At 52.8% G+C, this 21207-nt stretch carries 16 protein-coding genes, 1 tRNA gene and 3 rRNA genes; 12 read left to right on the top strand and 8 right to left on the bottom strand.

Translation table 11 applies throughout. The features are described from left to right. On the top strand, positions 1-993 hold the full coding sequence (gene rbsR / locus AM379_RS07860) for a ribose operon transcriptional repressor RbsR (RefSeq protein ID WP_106503580.1): 993 nt from the start codon (positions 1-3) through the stop codon (positions 991-993). On the opposite strand, the gene mdtD is transcribed toward rbsR, so the two are convergent. Continuing rightward, the gene (gene mdtD / locus AM379_RS07855) at positions 959-2392 is read right to left on the bottom strand and encodes a multidrug transporter subunit MdtD (protein WP_032679274.1); all 1434 of its coding nucleotides are present in this window, start codon (positions 2390-2392) and stop codon (positions 959-961) included. The two genes, rbsR and mdtD, sit on opposite strands and share 35 nt — an antisense overlap. Next, a complete protein-coding gene (locus AM379_RS07850) occupies positions 2389-3096 on the bottom strand; it encodes a FadR/GntR family transcriptional regulator (RefSeq protein WP_020882776.1) in 708 nt (235 codons plus the stop codon). The genes mdtD and AM379_RS07850 overlap by 4 nt, the downstream gene beginning before the upstream one ends. A 453-nt stretch (positions 3097-3549) precedes the next feature. Here AM379_RS07850 and AM379_RS07845 point away from each other — a divergent pair. From AM379_RS07845 to rrf, 4 genes are all read left to right on the top strand, one after another. Further along, positions 3550-5089 (top strand): 16S ribosomal RNA (locus AM379_RS07845). Between the two features lie 85 nt (positions 5090-5174). Further along, positions 5175-5250 (top strand) — tRNA-Glu (locus AM379_RS07840). A gap of 192 nt (positions 5251-5442) precedes the next feature. Continuing rightward, positions 5443-8349 (top strand): 23S ribosomal RNA (locus AM379_RS07835). A gap of 63 nt (positions 8350-8412) precedes the next feature. Then, positions 8413-8528: ribosomal RNA gene (gene rrf, locus AM379_RS07830) — 5S ribosomal RNA — on the top strand. Together the 16S, 23S and 5S rRNA genes with 1 tRNA gene alongside form the textbook arrangement of a ribosomal RNA operon. A 74-nt stretch (positions 8529-8602) precedes the next feature. On the opposite strand, the gene mobB is transcribed toward rrf, so the two are convergent. Further along, complete coding sequence (gene mobB / locus AM379_RS07825) at positions 8603-9106, bottom strand: molybdopterin-guanine dinucleotide biosynthesis protein MobB (RefSeq protein ID WP_032679273.1); 504 nt, start codon at positions 9104-9106, stop codon at positions 8603-8605. Further along, positions 9103-9687 carry a molybdenum cofactor guanylyltransferase MobA gene (gene mobA, locus AM379_RS07820; RefSeq protein WP_032679272.1) on the bottom strand — a complete coding sequence of 195 codons (585 nt, stop codon included), beginning with the start codon at positions 9685-9687 and terminating at the stop codon, positions 9103-9105. Before mobA ends, mobB begins: the two co-directional genes overlap by 4 nt. Positions 9688-9755: 68 nt before the next feature. Here mobA and AM379_RS07815 point away from each other — a divergent pair, with 68 nt between their 5' ends. The 3 genes from AM379_RS07815 (at position 9756) to dsbA (ending at position 11738) form a co-directional block, all read left to right on the top strand. Then, a complete protein-coding gene (locus AM379_RS07815) occupies positions 9756-10025 on the top strand; it encodes a YihD family protein (RefSeq protein ID WP_010436801.1) in 270 nt (89 codons plus the stop codon). A 75-nt stretch (positions 10026-10100) separates the two neighbouring features. After that, entirely contained in the window at positions 10101-11087 is a 987-nt protein-coding gene (locus AM379_RS07810; RefSeq protein WP_020883991.1) for a serine/threonine protein kinase, read from the top strand. Between the two features lie 27 nt (positions 11088-11114). Continuing rightward, on the top strand, positions 11115-11738 hold the full coding sequence (dsbA, locus tag AM379_RS07805) for a thiol:disulfide interchange protein DsbA (protein ID WP_020883990.1): 624 nt from the start codon (positions 11115-11117) through the stop codon (positions 11736-11738). Positions 11739-11762: 24 nt separating this feature from the next. Here dsbA and AM379_RS07800 read toward each other — a convergent pair whose 3' ends face one another. Next, complete coding sequence (locus tag AM379_RS07800) at positions 11763-12671, bottom strand: acyltransferase (RefSeq protein ID WP_032679750.1); 909 nt, start codon at positions 12669-12671, stop codon at positions 11763-11765. A gap of 440 nt (positions 12672-13111) precedes the next feature. On the opposite strand from AM379_RS07800, the gene polA reads away from it, so the two are divergent. Then, positions 13112-15904, top strand: a complete 2793-nt coding sequence (gene polA, locus AM379_RS07795) for a DNA polymerase I (protein ID WP_032679270.1) — start codon at positions 13112-13114, stop codon at positions 15902-15904. Positions 15905-16070: 166 nt separating this feature from the next. Further along, a complete protein-coding gene (locus AM379_RS24605) occupies positions 16071-16118 on the top strand; it encodes a spot 42 RNA, inhibition of DNA synthesis (protein ID WP_071892919.1) in 48 nt (15 codons plus the stop codon). 98 nt (positions 16119-16216) lie between these two features. On the opposite strand, the gene yihA is transcribed toward AM379_RS24605, so the two are convergent. After that, on the bottom strand, positions 16217-16846 hold the full coding sequence (gene yihA / locus AM379_RS07790; RefSeq protein ID WP_014172255.1) for a ribosome biogenesis GTP-binding protein YihA/YsxC: 630 nt from the start codon (positions 16844-16846) through the stop codon (positions 16217-16219). A 578-nt stretch (positions 16847-17424) separates the two neighbouring features. Between yihA and yihI the strand changes: the two genes are divergently transcribed. Then, the gene (gene yihI, locus AM379_RS07785) at positions 17425-17940 is read left to right on the top strand and encodes a Der GTPase-activating protein YihI (RefSeq protein ID WP_014172254.1); all 516 of its coding nucleotides are present in this window, start codon (positions 17425-17427) and stop codon (positions 17938-17940) included. A gap of 188 nt (positions 17941-18128) precedes the next feature. After that, the gene (hemN, locus tag AM379_RS07775; RefSeq protein WP_041162917.1) at positions 18129-19502 is read left to right on the top strand and encodes an oxygen-independent coproporphyrinogen III oxidase; all 1374 of its coding nucleotides are present in this window, start codon (positions 18129-18131) and stop codon (positions 19500-19502) included. 64 nt (positions 19503-19566) lie between these two features. Here hemN and AM379_RS07770 read toward each other — a convergent pair whose 3' ends face one another. Both AM379_RS07770 and glnG read right to left on the bottom strand, forming a co-directional pair. Further along, positions 19567-19677, bottom strand: coding sequence for a YshB family small membrane protein (locus tag AM379_RS07770; protein WP_032670298.1), 111 nt, complete (start codon positions 19675-19677; stop codon positions 19567-19569). A 110-nt stretch (positions 19678-19787) separates the two neighbouring features. Next, a complete protein-coding gene (gene glnG, locus AM379_RS07765) occupies positions 19788-21200 on the bottom strand; it encodes a nitrogen regulation protein NR(I) (RefSeq protein WP_032679268.1) in 1413 nt (470 codons plus the stop codon). Positions 21201-21207: the final 7 nt, after the last annotated feature.

The raw sequence follows: 21207 nt of genomic DNA, 5'->3' as shown, positions 1-21207 counted from the left end.
TTGGCCACAATGAAAGATGTCGCCCGCCAGGCGGGCGTTTCTACGTCGACAGTCTCCCACGTCATTAATAACGATCGCTTCGTTAGCGAGGCGATTCGGGAGAAAGTCGAAGCCGCGGTTAAAGATCTCAATTATGCGCCGTCCGCGCTGGCGCGCAGCCTCAAGCTCAACCAGACGCGCACCATCGGCATGCTGATCACCGCCAGTACCAACCCCTTTTATTCTGAACTTGTTCGCGGTGTCGAACGCAGCTGCTTCGAGCGTGGTTACAGCCTGGTGCTGTGCAATACCGAAGGGGATGAGCAGCGAATGAACCGCAACCTGGAGACGCTGATGCAAAAACGCGTCGACGGGTTACTGCTGCTGTGTACCGAAACACATCAGCCCTCGAAAGAGATTATTCAGCGCTACCCTTCTATTCCCACGGTGATGATGGACTGGGCGCCGTTCGACGGTACCAGCGATCTCATTCAGGATAACTCGCTGCTGGGAGGTGACATGGCCACCCAGTATCTGATCGATAAAGGCTATACCCGCATCGCCTGCATTACTGGCCCCCTGGATAAAACCCCGGCGCGTTTGCGTCTTGAGGGGTATCTTTCTGCGATGGCGCGGGCGGGGCTTACTGTTCCGGATGGCTACCGTATTACCGGTGATTTCGAATTTAACGGCGGCTTTGAAGCTATGCAGAAACTGCTGTCGCAAGCGCAGCGTCCGCAGGCTGTGTTTATCGGCAACGATGCGATGGCGTTTGGCGCGTACCAGGCGTTATATCAGGCGGGGCTGCGTGTTCCACACGATTTGGCGGTGATTGGTTACGATGACATTGAACTGGCCCGCTACATGACGCCGCCGCTCACCACGATTCATCAGCCAAAAGATGAACTGGGCGAGCTGGCCATCGATGTGCTTATCCACCGAATGGCCGAGCCCGGCCTGCAGCAGCAACGTCTGCAGCTTACTCCTGTTCTGATGGAACGGGGTTCGGTTTAGCTTTTGCTTTGTGGCGCTCTTTGATCAGGTTGCGGCCATCTTTGGGTTTTAACAGCATAAAGACCAACGCCGACACGACGGTGAGTGCGCCCATGGTAATAAAGGTATAGTGAAACTGTTCGACGGTGTTCGCACTGTCAAAACCTTCATAAAACCGCAGCACCGCCGCACTGACGGCCACCCCCAGACTGATCGACAACTGCTGAGTCACTGCCAGCACGCTGTTGCCGCTACTGGCGTTATCATCGGTCAGGTCGGCGAGGGTGATGGTGTTCATCGACGTGAACTGTGTCGACATGGCCATTCCCAGCACAAACAGGGGCAGAATCAGCATCCAGACCGGTAAAGAGGCGGATTGCAGGGAGAACTGCGCGATCATCAGCCCGATAAAGACCGTTACACCTACCAGCGTCTTACGATAGCCAAACCAGCGCAACACCTGCGTGACGGTTGATTTGGCCAGAATAGAGCCCATCGCCGTGGGGGCCATCATGCAACCGGCAATCAGAGCCGGGTAGCCGAAACCCACCTGCAGCATCAGTGGCATCAGGAATGGCACGCAGCCCGTCCCCAGGCGTGAGGCAATGTTACCCGCAATCCCCACGGAAAACGTTCGGGTGTTAAACAGCGACAGAGAAATTAACGGCGTAGGGTGACGGTGTGCATGACGTATATAAAGAAGGAACAGCAAAATACCGCCGAGGATGACGGAGAGTGCAATCCATGTCGCGACGATCTTCTCACCAAACAGCTCCATCCCGCTGGAGAAGAGCACCAGGCTCAGGCCAAACAGGAAAAAACCACGCATATCGAAACGGCGTCTTGGGGTGGTGAAGTTCGGCATATATTTGCGGGCATAAAGCAGCCCCGCGACGCCAATGGGAATATTAATCAGGAAGATCCAGTGCCAGCTTGCCCAGGTAACGAATACCCCGCCGAGAACCGGACCCAGTATGGGGCCGACCAGGCCCGGCATCGTGACGAAGTTGAGCACAGGAAGCAGTTCACTGCGCGGATAGGCGCGCAGTAACGCCAGACGCGCCACGGGCATCATCATCGCCCCGCCAACGCCCTGAAGAACACGGAAGATGACCAGCTCTGTAAGAGACGTTGACAGCGCACAGGCCAAAGAGCCGAGCGTAAAGAGCGTCACGGCCAGCATGAATATCTTGCGGGTGCCGAAGCGGTCAGCCAGCCAGCCGCTCACCGGAATGAGCATCGCGACAGTCAGGGTATAACTGATGATGGCGGACTGCATCGCCAGCGGGGATCGGTTAAGGCTTTGTGCAATCGCGGGTAGCGCTGTGTTGAGGATGGTGGCATCCAGTGCCTGCATAAAGAACGCCATGGCTGCAATCCACGGCAATCCGGCCATGCTGCGCGCTTTTCTCTCTCTCATTTATGTACCTGCTGGTGGGTTGGCGCGGCCAGCAATGCCTGGCATGCATCCTGGGCTCGCTGCCCGTCGCTCTCCTGAATGGCATCAACAATCGCCTGGTGCAAATCCAGCTTTACCACTTCGTCTTGCGTAATAGAGGTAAAGTAGGTGTGGTATACCGAATGGAATAAAGAGGCAAAGGATGTCAGGAACGGATTGGCGCTCATCATATAGATGTGTTCATGCCAGGCCATATCGACCTCAATCCAGCGTTCGCGGTTGAAGTGTTTTTTCAGGAACACCATCTCTTCCATCAGGGCATTGAGCTGCGCTTTCTGTTCTGCCGTCCCGAGCGTGGCGGCAAGGAGGCAGGCCTGAGGTTCAAGACTGCTGCGCATCACCAGGAAGTGATCGACGACCTGATGAAAGTTATCCTCCGTCATCCACCATGAGAGCAGTTCCTGATCGAGGAAGTTCCAGTTGCTCTGTGGCATCACACGCGTACCAATGCGAGGACGCGGAAGCACCATGCCTTTTGCCGTTAAGGTTTTCACCGCTTCGCGAACGGCGGTACGGCTCACCCCAAACTGCTCACCCAACTCCATTTCACCCGGCAGGATGCTCCCCGGGGCATATTTACCCGCTAAAATCAGCTGAGCCAGTTTTTCTGCCAGCACATACGACAGGTTTTTTTGGGCAGCCAGTTGTTGTGCGCTTAATGGCATCGCGTTTATTCCTTAAAGATTCATGCTGATAATTATGCCACCTCGGGTGTTATTGTGGTTGCAGATACATCAAATAGAACAATTTGTAGCTTGATTTCACCCCTGTTGGTGAAAAAAAACACGGACAGAAACTTTTTTTGAATTTCCTCTTGTCACTTCAGAATAACTCCCTATAATGCGCCTCCACTGACACGGAACAACGGCACACACGCCGCCGGGTCAGCAGAGATAAGCGAAAATAAATGCTTGACTCTGAAGCGGGAAAGCGTAATATGCACACCCCGCGCCGCAGCGAAAACGAAGCGGCACTGCTCTTTAACAATTTATCAGACAATCTGTGTGGGCACTCAAAGTGACATGGATTCTTAATGTCTTCGGACAAAAAATGAATACCAAGTCTCTGAGTGAACATACGTAATTCATTACGAAGTTTAATTCACGAGCATCAAACTTAAATTGAAGAGTTTGATCATGGCTCAGATTGAACGCTGGCGGCAGGCCTAACACATGCAAGTCGAACGGTAGCACAGAGAGCTTGCTCTCGGGTGACGAGTGGCGGACGGGTGAGTAATGTCTGGGAAACTGCCTGATGGAGGGGGATAACTACTGGAAACGGTAGCTAATACCGCATAACGTCGCAAGACCAAAGAGGGGGACCTTCGGGCCTCTTGCCATCAGATGTGCCCAGATGGGATTAGCTAGTAGGTGGGGTAACGGCTCACCTAGGCGACGATCCCTAGCTGGTCTGAGAGGATGACCAGCCACACTGGAACTGAGACACGGTCCAGACTCCTACGGGAGGCAGCAGTGGGGAATATTGCACAATGGGCGCAAGCCTGATGCAGCCATGCCGCGTGTATGAAGAAGGCCTTCGGGTTGTAAAGTACTTTCAGCGGGGAGGAAGGTGTTGTGGTTAATAACCGCAGCAATTGACGTTACCCGCAGAAGAAGCACCGGCTAACTCCGTGCCAGCAGCCGCGGTAATACGGAGGGTGCAAGCGTTAATCGGAATTACTGGGCGTAAAGCGCACGCAGGCGGTCTGTCAAGTCGGATGTGAAATCCCCGGGCTCAACCTGGGAACTGCATTCGAAACTGGCAGGCTAGAGTCTTGTAGAGGGGGGTAGAATTCCAGGTGTAGCGGTGAAATGCGTAGAGATCTGGAGGAATACCGGTGGCGAAGGCGGCCCCCTGGACAAAGACTGACGCTCAGGTGCGAAAGCGTGGGGAGCAAACAGGATTAGATACCCTGGTAGTCCACGCCGTAAACGATGTCGACTTGGAGGTTGTGCCCTTGAGGCGTGGCTTCCGGAGCTAACGCGTTAAGTCGACCGCCTGGGGAGTACGGCCGCAAGGTTAAAACTCAAATGAATTGACGGGGGCCCGCACAAGCGGTGGAGCATGTGGTTTAATTCGATGCAACGCGAAGAACCTTACCTACTCTTGACATCCAGAGAACTTTCCAGAGATGGATTGGTGCCTTCGGGAACTCTGAGACAGGTGCTGCATGGCTGTCGTCAGCTCGTGTTGTGAAATGTTGGGTTAAGTCCCGCAACGAGCGCAACCCTTATCCTTTGTTGCCAGCGGTCCGGCCGGGAACTCAAAGGAGACTGCCAGTGATAAACTGGAGGAAGGTGGGGATGACGTCAAGTCATCATGGCCCTTACGAGTAGGGCTACACACGTGCTACAATGGCGCATACAAAGAGAAGCGAACTCGCGAGAGCAAGCGGACCTCATAAAGTGCGTCGTAGTCCGGATTGGAGTCTGCAACTCGACTCCATGAAGTCGGAATCGCTAGTAATCGTAGATCAGAATGCTACGGTGAATACGTTCCCGGGCCTTGTACACACCGCCCGTCACACCATGGGAGTGGGTTGCAAAAGAAGTAGGTAGCTTAACCTTCGGGAGGGCGCTTACCACTTTGTGATTCATGACTGGGGTGAAGTCGTAACAAGGTAACCGTAGGGGAACCTGCGGTTGGATCACCTCCTTACCTTAAAGAACCTGCCTTTGTAGTGTCCACACAGATTGTCTGATGAAAAGTAAATAGCAAGGCGTCTTGCGATTGAGACTTCAGTGTCCCCTTCGTCTAGAGGCCCAGGACACCGCCCTTTCACGGCGGTAACAGGGGTTCGAATCCCCTAGGGGACGCCACTTGCTGGTTCGTGAGTGAAAGTCACCTGCCGACATATCTCAAAACTCATCTTCGGGTGACGTTTGAGATATTTGCTCTTTAAAAATCTGGATCAAGCTGAAAATTGAAACGACACACATGTTATGTGTGTTCGAGTCTCTCAAATTTTCGCAAGCCGGTGATGAATCGAAAGAAACATCTTCGGGTTGTGAGGTTAAGCGACTAAGCGTACACGGTGGATGCCCTGGCAGTCAGAGGCGATGAAGGACGTGCTAATCTGCGAAAAGCGCCGGCGAGGTGATATGAACCTTTGACCCGGCGATGTCCGAATGGGGAAACCCAGTGTGTTCCGACACACTATCGTTAACTGAATACATAGGTTAACGAGGCGAACCGGGGGAACTGAAACATCTAAGTACCCCGAGGAAAAGAAATCAACCGAGATTCCCCCAGTAGCGGCGAGCGAACGGGGAGCAGCCCAGAGTCTGAATCAGCTTGTGTGTTAGTGGAAGCGTCTGGAAAGTCGCACGGTACAGGGTGAAAGTCCCGTACACGAAAGCACACAGGCTGTGAACTCGAAGAGTAGGGCGGGACACGTGGTATCCTGTCTGAATATGGGGGGACCATCCTCCAAGGCTAAATACTCCTGACTGACCGATAGTGAACCAGTACCGTGAGGGAAAGGCGAAAAGAACCCCGGCGAGGGGAGTGAAAAAGAACCTGAAACCGTGTACGTACAAGCAGTGGGAGCCTCTTTTATGGGGTGACTGCGTACCTTTTGTATAATGGGTCAGCGACTTATATTCTGTAGCAAGGTTAACCGTATAGGGGAGCCGAAGGGAAACCGAGTCTTAACTGGGCGTTAAGTTGCAGGGTATAGACCCGAAACCCGGTGATCTAGCCATGGGCAGGTTGAAGGTTGGGTAACACTAACTGGAGGACCGAACCGACTAATGTTGAAAAATTAGCGGATGACTTGTGGCTGGGGGTGAAAGGCCAATCAAACCGGGAGATAGCTGGTTCTCCCCGAAAGCTATTTAGGTAGCGCCTCGTGAACTCATCTTCGGGGGTAGAGCACTGTTTCGGCTAGGGGGCCATCCCGGCTTACCAACCCGATGCAAACTACGAATACCGAAGAATGTTATCACGGGAGACACACGGCGGGTGCTAACGTCCGTCGTGAAGAGGGAAACAACCCAGACCGCCAGCTAAGGTCCCAAAGTCATGGTTAAGTGGGAAACGATGTGGGAAGGCACAGACAGCCAGGATGTTGGCTTAGAAGCAGCCATCATTTAAAGAAAGCGTAATAGCTCACTGGTCGAGTCGGCCTGCGCGGAAGATGTAACGGGGCTAAACCATGCACCGAAGCTGCGGCAGCGACGCTTATGCGTTGTTGGGTAGGGGAGCGTTCTGTAAGCCGTTGAAGGTGTCCTGTGAGGGGTGCTGGAGGTATCAGAAGTGCGAATGCTGACATAAGTAACGATAAAGCGGGTGAAAAGCCCGCTCGCCGGAAGACCAAGGGTTCCTGTCCAACGTTAATCGGGGCAGGGTGAGTCGACCCCTAAGGCGAGGCCGAAAGGCGTAGTCGATGGGAAACAGGTTAATATTCCTGTACTTGGTGTTACTGCGAAGGGGGGACGGAGAAGGCTATGTTAGCCGGGCGACGGTTGTCCCGGTTTAAGCATGTAGGCGGAGGTTCCAGGTAAATCCGGTTCCTTGTTAACGCTGAGGTGTGATGACGAGGCACTACGGTGCTGAAGTAACAAATGCCCTGCTTCCAGGAAAAGCCTCTAAGCATCAGGTAACATCAAATCGTACCCCAAACCGACACAGGTGGTCAGGTAGAGAATACCAAGGCGCTTGAGAGAACTCGGGTGAAGGAACTAGGCAAAATGGTGCCGTAACTTCGGGAGAAGGCACGCTGATATGTAGGTGAAGTCCCTGCGGATGGAGCTGAAATCAGTCGAAGATACCAGCTGGCTGCAACTGTTTATTAAAAACACAGCACTGTGCAAACACGAAAGTGGACGTATACGGTGTGACGCCTGCCCGGTGCCGGAAGGTTAATTGATGGGGTTAGCGGCAACGCGAAGCTCTTGATCGAAGCCCCGGTAAACGGCGGCCGTAACTATAACGGTCCTAAGGTAGCGAAATTCCTTGTCGGGTAAGTTCCGACCTGCACGAATGGCGTAATGATGGCCAGGCTGTCTCCACCCGAGACTCAGTGAAATTGAACTCGCTGTGAAGATGCAGTGTACCCGCGGCAAGACGGAAAGACCCCGTGAACCTTTACTATAGCTTGACACTGAACACTGGTCCTTGATGTGTAGGATAGGTGGGAGGCTTTGAAGCGTGGACGCCAGTCTGCGTGGAGCCAACCTTGAAATACCACCCTTTAATGGCTGGTGTTCTAACGTAGACCCGTGATCCGGGTTGCGGACAGTGTCTGGTGGGTAGTTTGACTGGGGCGGTCTCCTCCCAAAGAGTAACGGAGGAGCACGAAGGTTAGCTAATCCTGGTCGGACATCAGGAGGTTAGTGCAATGGCATAAGCTAGCTTGACTGCGAGAGTGACGGCTCGAGCAGGTGCGAAAGCAGGTCATAGTGATCCGGTGGTTCTGAATGGAAGGGCCATCGCTCAACGGATAAAAGGTACTCCGGGGATAACAGGCTGATACCGCCCAAGAGTTCATATCGACGGCGGTGTTTGGCACCTCGATGTCGGCTCATCACATCCTGGGGCTGAAGTAGGTCCCAAGGGTATGGCTGTTCGCCATTTAAAGTGGTACGCGAGCTGGGTTTAGAACGTCGTGAGACAGTTCGGTCCCTATCTGCCGTGGGCGCTGGAGAATTGAGGGGGGCTGCTCCTAGTACGAGAGGACCGGAGTGGACGCATCACTGGTGTTCGGGTTGTCATGCCAATGGCACTGCCCGGTAGCTAAATGCGGAAGAGATAAGTGCTGAAAGCATCTAAGCACGAAACTTGCCCCGAGATGAGTTCTCCCTGAGACTTTAAGTCTCCTGAAGGAACGTTGAAGACTACGACGTTGATAGGTCGGGTGTGTAAGCGCAGCGATGCGTTGAGCTAACCGATACTAATGAACCGTGAGGCTTAACCTTACAACGCCGAAGATGTTTTGGCGATGAGAGACGATTTTCAGCTGATACAGATTACAGAATTTGCCTGGCGGCTTTAGCGCGGTGGTCCCACCTGACCCCATGCCGAACTCAGAAGTGAAACGCCGTAGCGCCGATGGTAGTGTGGGGTCTCCCCATGTGAGAGTAGGGAACTGCCAGGCATCAATTAAAAGAACCCCGTACCGTATGGTGCGGGGTTTTTTGCTTTGGTTTTTTCCCGCCGCCGGAGAGAGCATCAGACAGCACACCAATTCAAAATAAACGCGGCGATCTCCTCAACGTTATTCAAATCCAGTACCGGTACCTCCAGATCCAGGGCTACGTCACTGGCGACTGCAATCACATGCTCATCGAGCGTCAGCTCGTGAACATCATGCCCGGCATGGCTTCTGAACAGTAGGATCTTTGCCACCGCGTCATGCTTAAACCCCTCAACCAGCACCAGATCCAGAGTAGAGTGATCCATCCGGCTAACCAGATACATGAGATCCAGCGGCGCTTCATCCGGTGTTTCAGTCATCAATGCCCAGCGCTGATCACTCGCCACCATCGTTTGGGCTGCTCCCGCCTTACGCAGCTCATAGCTGTCTTTTCCCGGCTTATCGACATCCATATTGTGATGCGTATGCTTAATTAATCCGGGGCGAACACCTTTAGCACAAAGCGCAGGGATCAGTTTTTTCAGCAGCGTCGTTTTCCCGGTACCACTCCAGGCTGAAATGGCCAAAACAGGTATCATTTTTTCTCCTGCATCATCTGCAAATCTTCTGTGGTATTGACGTTCATAAACGCCGATTTCAGATCGCTAAAATCGACGGGATGGCCGCCTGACTGGCGCATAAAAGCCATCACCCTGCGCTCTCCTGCCGTCAGGTACTCCTGTAACGCCGGAACTAACGAACGGTGGATCAACGCAACAGCAGGGTGGTCGCGCTCACCGTCATGGGCCCAGACAACGGGTGCGCTACCACGAAGCCGTACCATGCGTTCGACAAGACAAGACGGAATAAACGGGGTATCACACGGACAGAAGATAAACCACTCCCCGTGCGACTGCTGCATAACCGAAAGCATACCGGCCAGTGGCCCGGGGTAATTCTCCTGCGTATCCTCGTAAACGGGATACCCGCTACGCTGATAAACATCTCTATGCCTGTTAGCGCTGATGGCCATTGTCATGACCTGGTCCGCAAGCGTATCAGCGACATGCTGCCAGAGTGGCTTACCGTTAAGGAGCTGAAGACCTTTATCTTTCCCCCCCATTCGGGTTGCCTTGCCACCCGCCAGAACAACGCCGATTATTTGCTGGCCATGATTCATGAATATCGCCTCTTTTATTGTGGGATTGACCCTGCTAACGTGTCACTCTCAATGAAAGGAGCACCACCATGAAATGTAAACGTCTGAATGAAGTCATTGAACTCCTCCAGCCGGCCTGGCAAAAAGAGCCAGAGCTTAATCTGATGCAATTTTTACAGAAACTGGCGAAAGAGTCAGGTTTTGACGGTGAACTGACAGACCTTTCTGACGATATCCTGATCTACCATCTCAAAATGCGCGACTCTGCCAAAGACGCTGTTATTCCTGGTATTCAGAAAGATTATGAGGAAGATTTTAAAACCGCGTTGCTGCGCGCACGTGGCGTAATTAAAGAGTAAAAGCTTGTAAGCGGCGGCACCGAAATCGCCACAAGATGATATCCTGAATCATTCGTATAATTTCCGGATGATCGGATGAACGACCAGGCTTTTACTTTCCAGACATTACACCCGGATACCATTATGGATGCGCTGTTTGAACAGGGTATTCGGGTGGATTCCGGGTTAACTCCCTTAAATAGCTACGAAAACCGCGTCTATCAGTTTCAGGACGAGGATCGTCAGCGCTTCGTCGTAAAGTTCTATCGCCCTCAACGTTGGTCCGCAGAACAAATTCAGGAAGAGCACCAGTTTGCTCACGATCTGCTGGATGATGATGTTCCCGTTGCCGCGCCGCTTAAATTTAATAACCAAACGCTGCTCACCCACGAAGGGTTTTACTACGCCGTATTCCCAAGCCTGGGGGGCCGCCAGTTTGAAGCGGATAATATCGATCAGATGGAGTGGGTTGCCCGATATCTGGGACGCATTCACCAGACGGGACGCAAAGAAGACTTTATTGCCCGTCCGACAATCGGTATTCAGGAATACCTGCTTGAACCTCGTCAGGTATTTGAAACCTCGGCGCTAATCCCCAAAGCGCTTAAGGATAATTTCCTCAACGCGACCGATAAACTTATTGATGCGGTGAAAACCTGCTGGCGCGATGATATTTCCGTTCTGCGTCTGCACGGCGATTGTCACGCTGGTAATATTCTCTGGCGTGATGGCCCGCTGTTCGTCGATCTCGATGATGCACGTATGGGGCCTGCGGTTCAGGACCTGTGGATGCTGCTCAATGGCGATAAAGCTGAGCAACGGATGCAGCTTGAAACGATTATTGAGGCCTATGAAGAGTTTAGCCCTTTTAATTCAGACGAAATTGTCCTGATTGAACCTTTACGCGCGATGCGTTTTGTTTATTATCTCGCATGGTTAATCAGGCGTTGGGACGATCCTGCATTTCCCCGTAATTTCCCGTGGCTTACCGGAGAGGATTACTGGCGCAGCCAGATATCCACATTTACTGAGCAGGTTAAGGTTCTTAAGGAGCCCCCTCTGCAATTAACGCCGATGTATTAATTGGACACACCCAGGAGAGAGTTAATCATGAAAAAAATTTGGCTGGCGCTGGCAGGTATGATTCTGGCATTTAGCGCTTCTGCTGCGCAGTTTACCGACGGCAAACAGTATACGACACTGGAAAAGCCAGTCGCTGGCGAGCCTCAGGTTCTGGAGTTCTTCTCGTTCTATTGCCCACATTGCTATCAGTTCGAGCAGGTGCTGCATGTTTCCGATAACGTGAAGAAAAAGCTGCCAGAAGGCACCAAAATGACCAAGTATCACGTTGAGTTCCTGGGCCCATTGGGTAAAGACCTGACTCAGGCATGGGCGGTAGCTATCGCGCTGGGCGTGGAAGATAAGATCACTGCACCAATGTTTGAAGCAGTCCAGAAAACCCAGACAGTTCAGACGACTGCAGATATCCGTAAAGTCTTCGTGGATGCCGGTGTGAAAGGTGAAGAATACGACGCGGCATGGAACAGCTTTGTGGTGAAATCTCTGGTAGCCCAGCAGGAAAAAGCCGCCGCAGACCTTCAGCTGCAGGGCGTTCCGGCGATGTATGTTAACGGCAAATATCAGCTGAACACGCAGGGCATGGACACCAGCAGCATGGATATCTTCGTACAGCAGTACGCGGATACCGTGAAATATCTGGTCGAGAAGAAGTAAGATCAATAAAGAAAAAAACGCCGGTCACTGACCGGCGTTTTTGTATGAAGATTTAATCTTTTCTATCTGTTCATCTTTCTCATTCCAGAGCGTATTGAGCCAACGCTGGAAAAGACGTTTGAAATTCTTATCGTTAACGTAATCCCCGTGCAACCCGTCATCAACCGGCACCAGCTCGATGCGTACAACGATCCGCGTCAGCTTGCCGCTGAGCATATCGAAGAAGGGTGTCCTGTCGTTTTCCGGATAGCAGAGCGTGACGTTGAGTAATTTATCGAACTGCGCGCCCAACACGTTAAGCGCCATCGCAATGCCCGCAGCCTTGGGCGGCAGCAGGTGCTGATAAGGAGAGCGAGTTTGTTGACGCTTCTCTTCCGTAAAGCGCGAGCCTTCCACGAAGTTCACAATGGTTGTCGGATGCGCGCGAAATTTTTCGCAGGAACGGCGCGTGGTTTCCACATCTTTACCACGACGCTCCGGATGACGAAGCAAATAGCTGCGCGAATAGCGTTTCATAAACGGCATATCGAGCGCCCAGCAGGCCAGACCGATAAAAGGTACCCAGGCGAGCTGCTGTTTCAGGAAGTATTTGTTCATCGGGATATGTTTGCGGAAAAGCACGCATAACACCACGATGTCAGCCCAGCTGTGGTGGTTGCAGATAAGCAGGTACCAGTTCTTTTTGTTGAGGCCTTCAAGCCCTTCCACATCCCACTTCAGGTGTGGGTTCAGGTACAACAGGAACGCCAGTCCTTCACACCAGCAGTACATCATAAAATTACAAAATGCGGATACGGCTCGCCATACCACGGGCACGGGCAGCAGCAACTTAATGATGCCGGCAATAATGATCGGCACAGAACAGGCGACAGTCACCAGAATAGTTAAAATGATGCTTAAAGGTAATGTTATTGCTGCGAGCAATCTCGACATGATGAGCTTTTTCAGATGGTTAGCTGTAAGTGAGCGGCCGGCTATCCGGTGCAGGGCGCTGATTTTATCAGAAATCAGACAAAATAAGGGTGCTTTCATGCCAGGCGTTGCGGGATAACGCCCGGGAGCAGAAGATTTCGCTATAACGGCATGCGGCCCTGGGCTTATATCCACATAGACTAAATTGTCATCAATTGGCCATGAAGATCAAATGAAACATAATAACTCTATGATATATAGCATCTATTTATTATGAGGTATGTACTTTTAGCGTCTGTTATTCCTGTGACGTAAAAGTATGCACAAACTTATCCACAGATTTATTTTTGCGAGCGATCCTCACGATCGCAAAATCTTTTCCTGTATCTGGCGCTAATAACTGATGTTTTCATCCTTCTGTGGCATCCTTTACGCATAAATTGATTAAAGGCACGGACATTATGGTTCAGATCCCAGAAAACCCTCTTATTCTCGTCGACGGCTCTTCTTACCTGTATCGGGCGTATCATGCGTTTCCTCCTCTGACCAATAGCGCAGGGGAACCTACCGGCGCAATGTACGGCGTGCTAAACATGCTGCGCAGCCTGATTCTTCAGTACCAGCCAACCCATGCGGCAGTGGTGTTTGATGCGAAAGGTAAAACCTTCCGCGACGAGCTTTTTGAGCATTACAAATCTCACCGTCCGCCAATGCCTGACGATCTGCGTGCGCAGATTGAACCGCTGCACGCGATGGTAAAAGCGATGGGCTTGCCGCTGCTGGCCGTCTCTGGGGTCGAAGCCGATGACGTAATAGGTACGCTGGCACGTGAAGCAGAAAAAATGGGTCGTCCGGTACTGATCAGTACAGGGGATAAAGATATGGCGCAGCTGGTAACGCCAGGTATCACCCTGATTAACACCATGACCAACACCATCCTGGGGCCTGAAGAGGTGGTCACAAAATATGGCGTGCCGCCAGAGCTGATTATCGACTTCCTCGCGCTGATGGGCGACTCCTCGGATAACATCCCAGGTGTACCTGGCGTGGGTGAAAAGACCGCACAGGCGCTGCTTCAGGGATTGGGCGGGCTGGATACGCTGTACGCGGAGCCGGACAAAATCGCCGGGCTCTCCTTCCGTGGTGCAAAAACCATGGCCGGAAAGCTGGAAGAGAACAAAGAGGTGGCTTATCTCTCCTATAAGCTGGCAACCATTAAAACCGATGTTGAACTGGAACTGGGTTGTGAGCAGCTGGAAGTGCAGCAGCCTTCCGCAGACGAACTGCTAAGCCTGTTTAAGAAATACGAATTCAAGCGCTGGACCACGGACGTGGAAGCCGGTAAATGGCTGCAGGCAAAAGGGGCCAAACCGGCTGCTAAGCCAAAGGAGACGATTGTCGTTGATGCCGAAGAGCTGGCAGAAGAAGAGGCCATCGCGCTCTCTTTCGACAATTACGAAACCCTCCTTGAAGAGTCACAGCTGGTGGCGTGGATTGAGAAACTCAAAAAAGCGCCGTTCTTTGCCTTCGATACGGAAACCGACAGCCTCGATAACATCTCCGCCAATATGGTCGGCCTGTCATTTGCGACGGAGCCGGGAATGGCGGCCTATGTGCCCGTTGCACATGATTACCTCGATGCACCTGATCAGATCCCGCGTGAGCGTGTGCTGGAGCTGCTGAAGCCGATTCTGGAAGATGACAAGGCGCTTAAGGTTGGGCAAAACCTCAAATATGATCGCGGCATTCTGCAAAACTATGGTATTGAGCTGCGCGGCATTGCGTTCGATACCATGCTGGAATCTTACATTCTCGACAGCGTGGCGGGTCGTCATGATATGGACTCCTTATCCGACCGTTGGCTCAAGCATAAGACCATTACCTTTGAAGAGATTGCCGGAAAAGGTAAAAACCAGCTCACCTTCAATCAGATTGCCCTGGAAGAAGCGGGTCGCTACGCGGCCGAAGACGCCGATGTCACGCTGCAACTGCACCTGAAGATGTGGCCAAAACTGCAGAAGCACGAAGGTCCGCTGAACGTGTTCCAGCACATTGAGATGCCGCTGGTACCTGTGCTCTCGCGCATTGAGCGCAACGGCGTAAAAATTGATCCGACGGTGCTGCATAACCACTCCGGAGAACTGGCGCAGCGGTTGACCGAGCTTGAGCAGAAGGCGCATGAGCTTGCCGGCGAACCGTTTAACCTTTCGTCTCCGAAACAGCTTCAGACCATCCTGTTTGAAAAACAGGGAATTAAGCCGCTGAAGAAAACCCCTGGCGGCGCGCCATCAACGTCTGAAGAAGTGCTTGAGGAACTGGCGCTGGATTACCCGCTGCCAAAAGTGATTCTCCAGTACCGTGGTCTGGCGAAGCTGAAGTCTACCTATACCGATAAACTTCCGCTGATGATCAACCCTAAAACGGGCCGCGTGCATACCTCGTATCATCAGGCTGTGGCGGCGACCGGTCGTCTCTCCTCGACCGATCCAAATCTGCAGAACATTCCGGTACGTAATGAAGAAGGCCGTCGTATCCGTCAGGCGTTTATCGCGCCAGACGACTACCTGATCGTCTCGGCCGACTACTCGCAAATTGAGCTGCGTATTATGGCGCACCTGTCACGCGACAAGGGGCTGCTGACGGCCTTTGCGGAAGGAAAGGATATCCACCGTGCAACGGCGGCTGAAGTCTTTGGGCTGCCGCTGGACAGCGTGACTCACGAGCAACGTCGCAGTGCGAAGGCGATCAACTTCGGTCTGATCTACGGCATGAGCGCCTTTGGCCTTTCGCGCCAGCTCAACATTCCGCGTAAAGAGTCGCAGAAGTATATGGATCTCTACTTCGAGCGTTATCCGGGCGTGCTGGAATATATGGAGCGCACCCGTGCGCAGGCGAAGGAGAAAGGCTACGTCGAAACCCTGGATGGTCGTCGCCTTTATCTGCCGGACATCAAATCAAGCAACGCCGCGCGTCGTGCCGGTGCAGAACGTGCTGCCATCAACGCCCCGATGCAGGGGACGGCGGCAGACATTATTAAGCGCGCGATGATTGCGGTTGATGCCTGGCTGGAAAAAGAGAAGCCACGCGTGAAGATGATCATGCAGGTACACGATGAACTGGTATTCGAAGTCCACAAAGATGATCTGGACACCGTGTCGAAGAAGATCCACGAACTGATGGAAAGCAGCATGACGCTTGACGTGCCGTTGCTGGTGGAAGTGGGCAGCGGTGAAAACTGGGATCAAGCTCACTAAAGGTTCTGCCAATAACGCGCTTTTTATGTAAGTTAGCAACATAACAAAGTGCGTTTTGTGACGATCATTAGAATTCCCTATGTAAAGAATGAAAAAAAACTACAAAAAGTGCTTTTTCTACAGCAAAAAAAGGGGTAGAGTTATTCGCGTAGGGTACAGAGGTAAGATGTTCTATCTTTCAGACCTTTTACTTCACGTAATCGGATTTGGCTGAATATTTTAGCCGCCCCAGTCAGTAATGACTGGGGCGTTTTTTATTGCGGCAAAGAAAAATCCAGGCAAAAAAAAGCGCGGACATCGCCGCGCTCGGTATTACTCTTCTTCCGCTTCCGTCGCGGGTTCCAGCTCGTTGAACCAGCTATCGAGCTTCTGACGCAGCTTGTCGACACCCTGCTTTTTCAGCGAGGAGAACGGCTCTACCTGTACGTCGCCGTTAAAAGCCAGCACCGCTTCGCGAACCATATTCACCTGCGCTTTACGCGCGCCGCTCGCCAGCTTATCCGCTTTAGTCAGCAGTACCAGCACGGCTATCTCACTTGAGACAGCCCAGTCGATCATCTGCTGATCGAGATCTTTCAGGGGATGGCGGATATCCATCAGCACCACCAGACCTTTCAGGCACTGGCGTTTTTCCAGGTATTCACCCAGCGCACGCTGCCATTTGATCTTCATCTCTTCCGGTACTTGCGCGTAACCATATCCCGGTAAGTCGACCAGGCGTTTGCCTTCTGCCACTTCAAACAGGTTAATCAGCTGAGTACGGCCAGGTGTTTTTGAGGTACGCGCCAGGCTCTTCTGATTGGTCAGCGTATTCAGGGCGCTGGATTTCCCCGCGTTAGAGCGGCCAGCAAAAGCCACTTCAATGCCAGTATCAGAAGGAAGGTGGCGGATATCGGGCGCACTGGTGACAAAATGCGTCTGTTGGTAGTTCCAGGTAGTCACGTGGTCGTCTCCAAAATCGTAATCTGAGGGGGATTATACCTGAATGCCGGCAAAAGACTTTTTTGATTGCACAGTGCCTGTAGGTTAAAACCCTGGCGGTTGTGAGAGATCGGCTATGAATACTATGGGAGATTTCAGAGAATTCGCAGGCGTTAAAAAAGCCAAATTGTTTTAAATCATAAGTTTATTCTCGGGTAATTATCTGAAAATCCGTTTTTGTGCCGTTTCGTTGCTTGTCAGTTTAACTGAACAGGGTAAAGTGTGCGTCAGGGCGAGGAAGCCAACAGGAAACAGACTTAAGGATTAGGGTCAGGAGCGCCAGGAGGCGAAGACGCAGGATTGTCAGGATGACCAACGCCTGGAGGCGTTTTAACAGGAAACGGAACCGTATCACGGATGGTATTAGCCAAGGGATAAACAGGGTTTGTTGTTGGCAAACACGGAATGTCTGACCCGTTAAGGGTTGTGAGTCAGGAAAAAAGGCGACAGATTGCTCTGTCGCCTTTTTTCTTTGCTTGCTTTCTGCTAGATTTCGCCGCAATTCTATACTGAAGAAAACGACTTAAAGATAAAACATCATGAAAAAACCGACCTCCGCTGCGGGCGCTAAACGCCCTGCAAAAGCACACCGCAAAACGCGCGAAGAACTGAACCAGGAATCGCGCGATCGCAAACGCGATAAAAAACATCGCGGTCATGCTGCGGGTAGCCGTGCAAACGGTGGTGATGCTTCTGGCGCTTCTGCGAAAAACAAGCAGCAGAAAGACCCACGTATTGGCAGTAAAACACCTGTTCCACTGGGCGTGACAGACACCCCGGTCACTAAGCAGCACAAACCAAAGAGCGAGAAACCTATGCTTTCACCGCAGGCTGAGCTGGATTTGCTGGAGAACGATGAGCGCCTGGACGCGCTGCTGGAACGTCTTGAAGAGGGTGAAACCCTGACCGCCGAAGAGCAGTCATGGGTTGATGCCAAACTGGACCGCATTGATGAGCTGATGCAGAAGCTGGGTCTGTCCTACGACGATGACGAAGACGAAGAAGAAGACGAAAAGCAGGAAGATATGATGCGTCTTCTGAAGGGTGGAAACTAGCATTTGCATCCGGCAGGGACGATAGTCCTGCTAATAACCCTTCCGGTTATATGTTATCTGGTGTGGTTATTCGTTAAACTACGGCGGTTGTCGCGGCGACAGAAGTGGCTGCGCACCCGAGTGATGGCCCGCGATGGGGCCAGAACGGGCCGCCGTATGCGAACGCGACACCAACGGAAGGAGTGAGCATGTCTGTACCAACTATCGACTGGGATTTGGCCCTAATCCAGAAATATAACTATTCCGGGCCGCGTTATACGTCATACCCCACTGCGCTGGAGTTCTCCGATAGTTTCGGCGAAGCGGCGTTTCAGCAGGCTGTCGCGCGCTACCCCGAGCGCCCGCTGTCGCTCTATGTCCATATTCCGTTCTGCCACAAGCTCTGCTACTTCTGCGGCTGCAATAAAATCGTTACCCGTCAACAACATAAAGCCGATCAGTATCTGGATGCGCTTGAGCAGGAAATTCTGCACCGTGCCCCGCTGTTTGCCGGCCGTCACGTCAGCCAGCTTCACTGGGGTGGGGGGACGCCAACGTATTTGAATAAAGCGCAGATCAGCCGTTTAATGACGCTCCTGCGCAACAACTTCCGGTTTAACGACGATGCTGAAATCTCGATCGAGGTCGATCCGCGCGAAATTGAGCTGGATGTACTGGATCACTTACGCGCTGAAGGTTTCAATCGCCTGAGCATGGGCGTGCAGGACTTCAACAAAGAGGTGCAGCGGCTGGTGAACCGTGAGCAGGATGAAGAGTTTATCTTTGCCTTACTCAACCACGCCCGCGATATCGGCTTTACGTCGACCAATATCGACCTGATTTACGGCCTGCCTAAGCAAACGCCGGAGAGCTTCGCCTTCACGCTGAAACGCGTGGCCGAACTCAACCCGGACCGCCTGAGCGTCTTTAACTATGCGCATCTGCCGACGCTGTTTGCCGCTCAGCGCAAAATCAAAGATGCCGACCTGCCTTCTGCCCAACAGAAGCTGGATATTCTGCAGGAAACCATCGCCTCGCTGACCGAAGCCGGTTATCAGTTCATCGGCATGGATCACTTTGCTCGTCCGGATGACGAGCTGGCTATTGCCCAGCGCGAAGGCGTACTGCACCGAAATTTCCAGGGCTACACCACCCAGGGCGACACCGATTTGCTGGGGATGGGCGTCTCCGCCATCAGCATGATCGGTGACTGCTACGCGCAGAACCAGAAAGAGCTGAAGCTTTACTATCAGCAGGTAGATGACGCGGGCAACGCTCTGTGGCGCGGTATCGCATTAACGCGCGATGACTGCATCCGTCGTGATGTGATTAAGGCGCTCATCTGTAACTTCCGTCTTGATTTCAGCGAGGTGGAAACGCAGTGGGATCTGCATTTCAGCGATTACTTTGCTGATGACCTGAAGCTGTTAGCGCCTCTGGCAAAAGATGGGCTGGTGGATGTTTCAGAACGTGCAATTGACGTGACACCCAAAGGGCGCCTGTTGATTCGTAATATCTGCATGTGCTTCGACGCCTATCTGCGTCAGAAAGCGCGTCTGCAGCAGTTCTCACGCGTCATTTAAGACGTGCCAAAATATTTGGCCGGGTAAGGCGAAGCCGCTACCCGGCTTTTTTGTTAGCGACTCTCTAGCTAAACAGCCCAACCAGCGCCGCGCACAGCACAGCAGCAACGGCTGTTTGTGGCGTGTGGCTTTCAGCTGCTCCACTTGAGAGCATATTCACTAATGTTTCCAGCATGATGATCACCCTCACTTTCCGGGCACGATCATACAAAAATCATTGATACAGTAAAGCGCAAAATAGCAGCAATTTGCGCTCAATTAATAACCTTTACACAAGGGTAAAGATCACTCCATGCCAAGCTCTTTCAGCTTACGCGTCAGGGTATTACGTCCCCATCCCAGCAGGCGTGCCGCTTCCTGCTTATGGCCCTGTGTATGGCGGAGTGCGGTGGTCAACAGCGTGCGCTCCATCTCGGGCTGGGCCTCAGACAGCAAGTTTTGATGACCGGAACGCAGCGCGCGATCGGCCCACTGTGCCAGCAGCGTCGCCCAGCTGTCCGGCAATGTATGTCCGGTGCTGCTTTCTGGCGCAGTCGCTTCAAACAGTTCAGCCGGTAAATCCTGAATCAGGACTTCCTGTCCGGCGGCCATTACGGTCAACCAGCGACAGGTGTTTTCCAGCTGACGCACGTTGCCCGGCCACGCCAGGCGGGTGAGGGCGGCATCGGTTTCCGGGTGCAACTGCTTGGCTTCCACGCCCAGCTCACGGGCAGCGACCTGCAGAAAATGACGAGCCAGGCGGGGAATATCTTCACGGCGTTCACGTAGCGGTGGCAAATGAACGCGGATCACGTTCAGGCGATGGAATAAATCCTCACGGAATTTACCTTCCTGGACGCGCTGCTCCAGATTCTGGTGCGTCGCGGCAATAATGCGTACATCGACCTTCACCGGCGCATAGCCACCTACGCGATAAAACTGTCCGTCGGCCAACACGCGCAGCAGACGGGTCTGGACATCCAGCGGCATATCGCCGATTTCATCCAGGAAGAGTGTTCCACCGTCAGCCTGCTCGAAGCGACCCTGGCGAATGGTATTCGCGCCGGTAAAAGCCCCTTTCTCATGGCCAAACAGTTCGGATTCAATTAAATCCTTTGGGATGGCGGCCATATTGAGGGCGATAAACGGTGCTTTTGCCCGCGGGCTGTGGCGATGTAAGGCATGCGCTACCAGCTCTTTACCGGTTCCCGATTCGCCATTAATCAGTACGCTGATGGACGAGCGTGACAGACGGCCAATGATACGAAACACATCCTGCATGGCTGGCGCTTCGCCAATGATGTCCGTCGTGGGCCCGAAGTCAGGCGTGTGACGAGGCTGCTGCTGCTCCTGGTAGTGGCTGATCGCGCGCTCAACCAGGGCGACCGCTTCGTCGATATCAAACGGTTTGGGCAGGTAATCGAACGCCCCTTGCTGATAGGCGCTCACCGCGGCGTCCAGGTCGGAATGCGCCGTCATTATGATGACCGGAAGCATAGGATGGCGTTGTTTGATCTGCTTTAAAAGCGCCAGCCCGTCCATTCCCGGCATGCGAATATCCGAAAGCAGCACATCCGGCGTTTTGGTGGTGAGTGCGTCGAGCACTTCGCTGCCGCTCTCAAACGTCGTGCAGCTTAATCCTGCCCCTGTGAGCGCGCGTTCAAGCACCCAACGGATGGAGCTATCGTCATCGACTACCCAGACTATCCCTCGTTGCATAAACGTC

It is taken from the genome of Enterobacter cloacae complex sp. FDA-CDC-AR_0132 (assembly GCF_003010695.1).
Lineage (GTDB): Bacteria > Pseudomonadota > Gammaproteobacteria > Enterobacterales > Enterobacteriaceae > Enterobacter > Enterobacter ludwigii.
This window is presented reverse-complemented; position numbering and strand designations above follow the sequence as displayed.

Bases quoted from the DNA above. Each gene is read 5' to 3' on its own strand.
- mdtD (WP_032679274.1), bottom strand. From the start codon at position 2,392: ATGAGAGAGAGAAAAGCGCGCAGCATGGCCGGATTGCCGTGGATTGCA.
- AM379_RS07850 (WP_020882776.1), bottom strand. From the start codon at position 3,096: ATGCCATTAAGCGCACAACAACTGGCTGCCCAAAAAAACCTGTCGTAT.
- mobB (WP_032679273.1), bottom strand. From the start codon at position 9,106: ATGATACCTGTTTTGGCCATTTCAGCCTGGAGTGGTACCGGGAAAACG.
- mobA (WP_032679272.1), bottom strand. From the start codon at position 9,687: ATGAATCATGGCCAGCAAATAATCGGCGTTGTTCTGGCGGGTGGCAAG.
- AM379_RS07815 (WP_010436801.1), top strand. From the start codon at position 9,756: ATGAAATGTAAACGTCTGAATGAAGTCATTGAACTCCTCCAGCCGGCC.
- AM379_RS07810 (WP_020883991.1), top strand. From the start codon at position 10,101: ATGAACGACCAGGCTTTTACTTTCCAGACATTACACCCGGATACCATT.
- dsbA (WP_020883990.1), top strand. From the start codon at position 11,115: ATGAAAAAAATTTGGCTGGCGCTGGCAGGTATGATTCTGGCATTTAGC.
- AM379_RS07800 (WP_032679750.1), bottom strand. From the start codon at position 12,671: ATGTCGAGATTGCTCGCAGCAATAACATTACCTTTAAGCATCATTTTA.
- polA (WP_032679270.1), top strand. From the start codon at position 13,112: ATGGTTCAGATCCCAGAAAACCCTCTTATTCTCGTCGACGGCTCTTCT.
- yihI (WP_014172254.1), top strand. From the start codon at position 17,425: ATGAAAAAACCGACCTCCGCTGCGGGCGCTAAACGCCCTGCAAAAGCA.
- hemN (WP_041162917.1), top strand. From the start codon at position 18,129: ATGTCTGTACCAACTATCGACTGGGATTTGGCCCTAATCCAGAAATAT.
- AM379_RS07770 (WP_032670298.1), bottom strand. From the start codon at position 19,677: ATGCTGGAAACATTAGTGAATATGCTCTCAAGTGGAGCAGCTGAAAGC.
- glnG (WP_032679268.1), bottom strand. From the start codon at position 21,200: ATGCAACGAGGGATAGTCTGGGTAGTCGATGACGATAGCTCCATCCGT.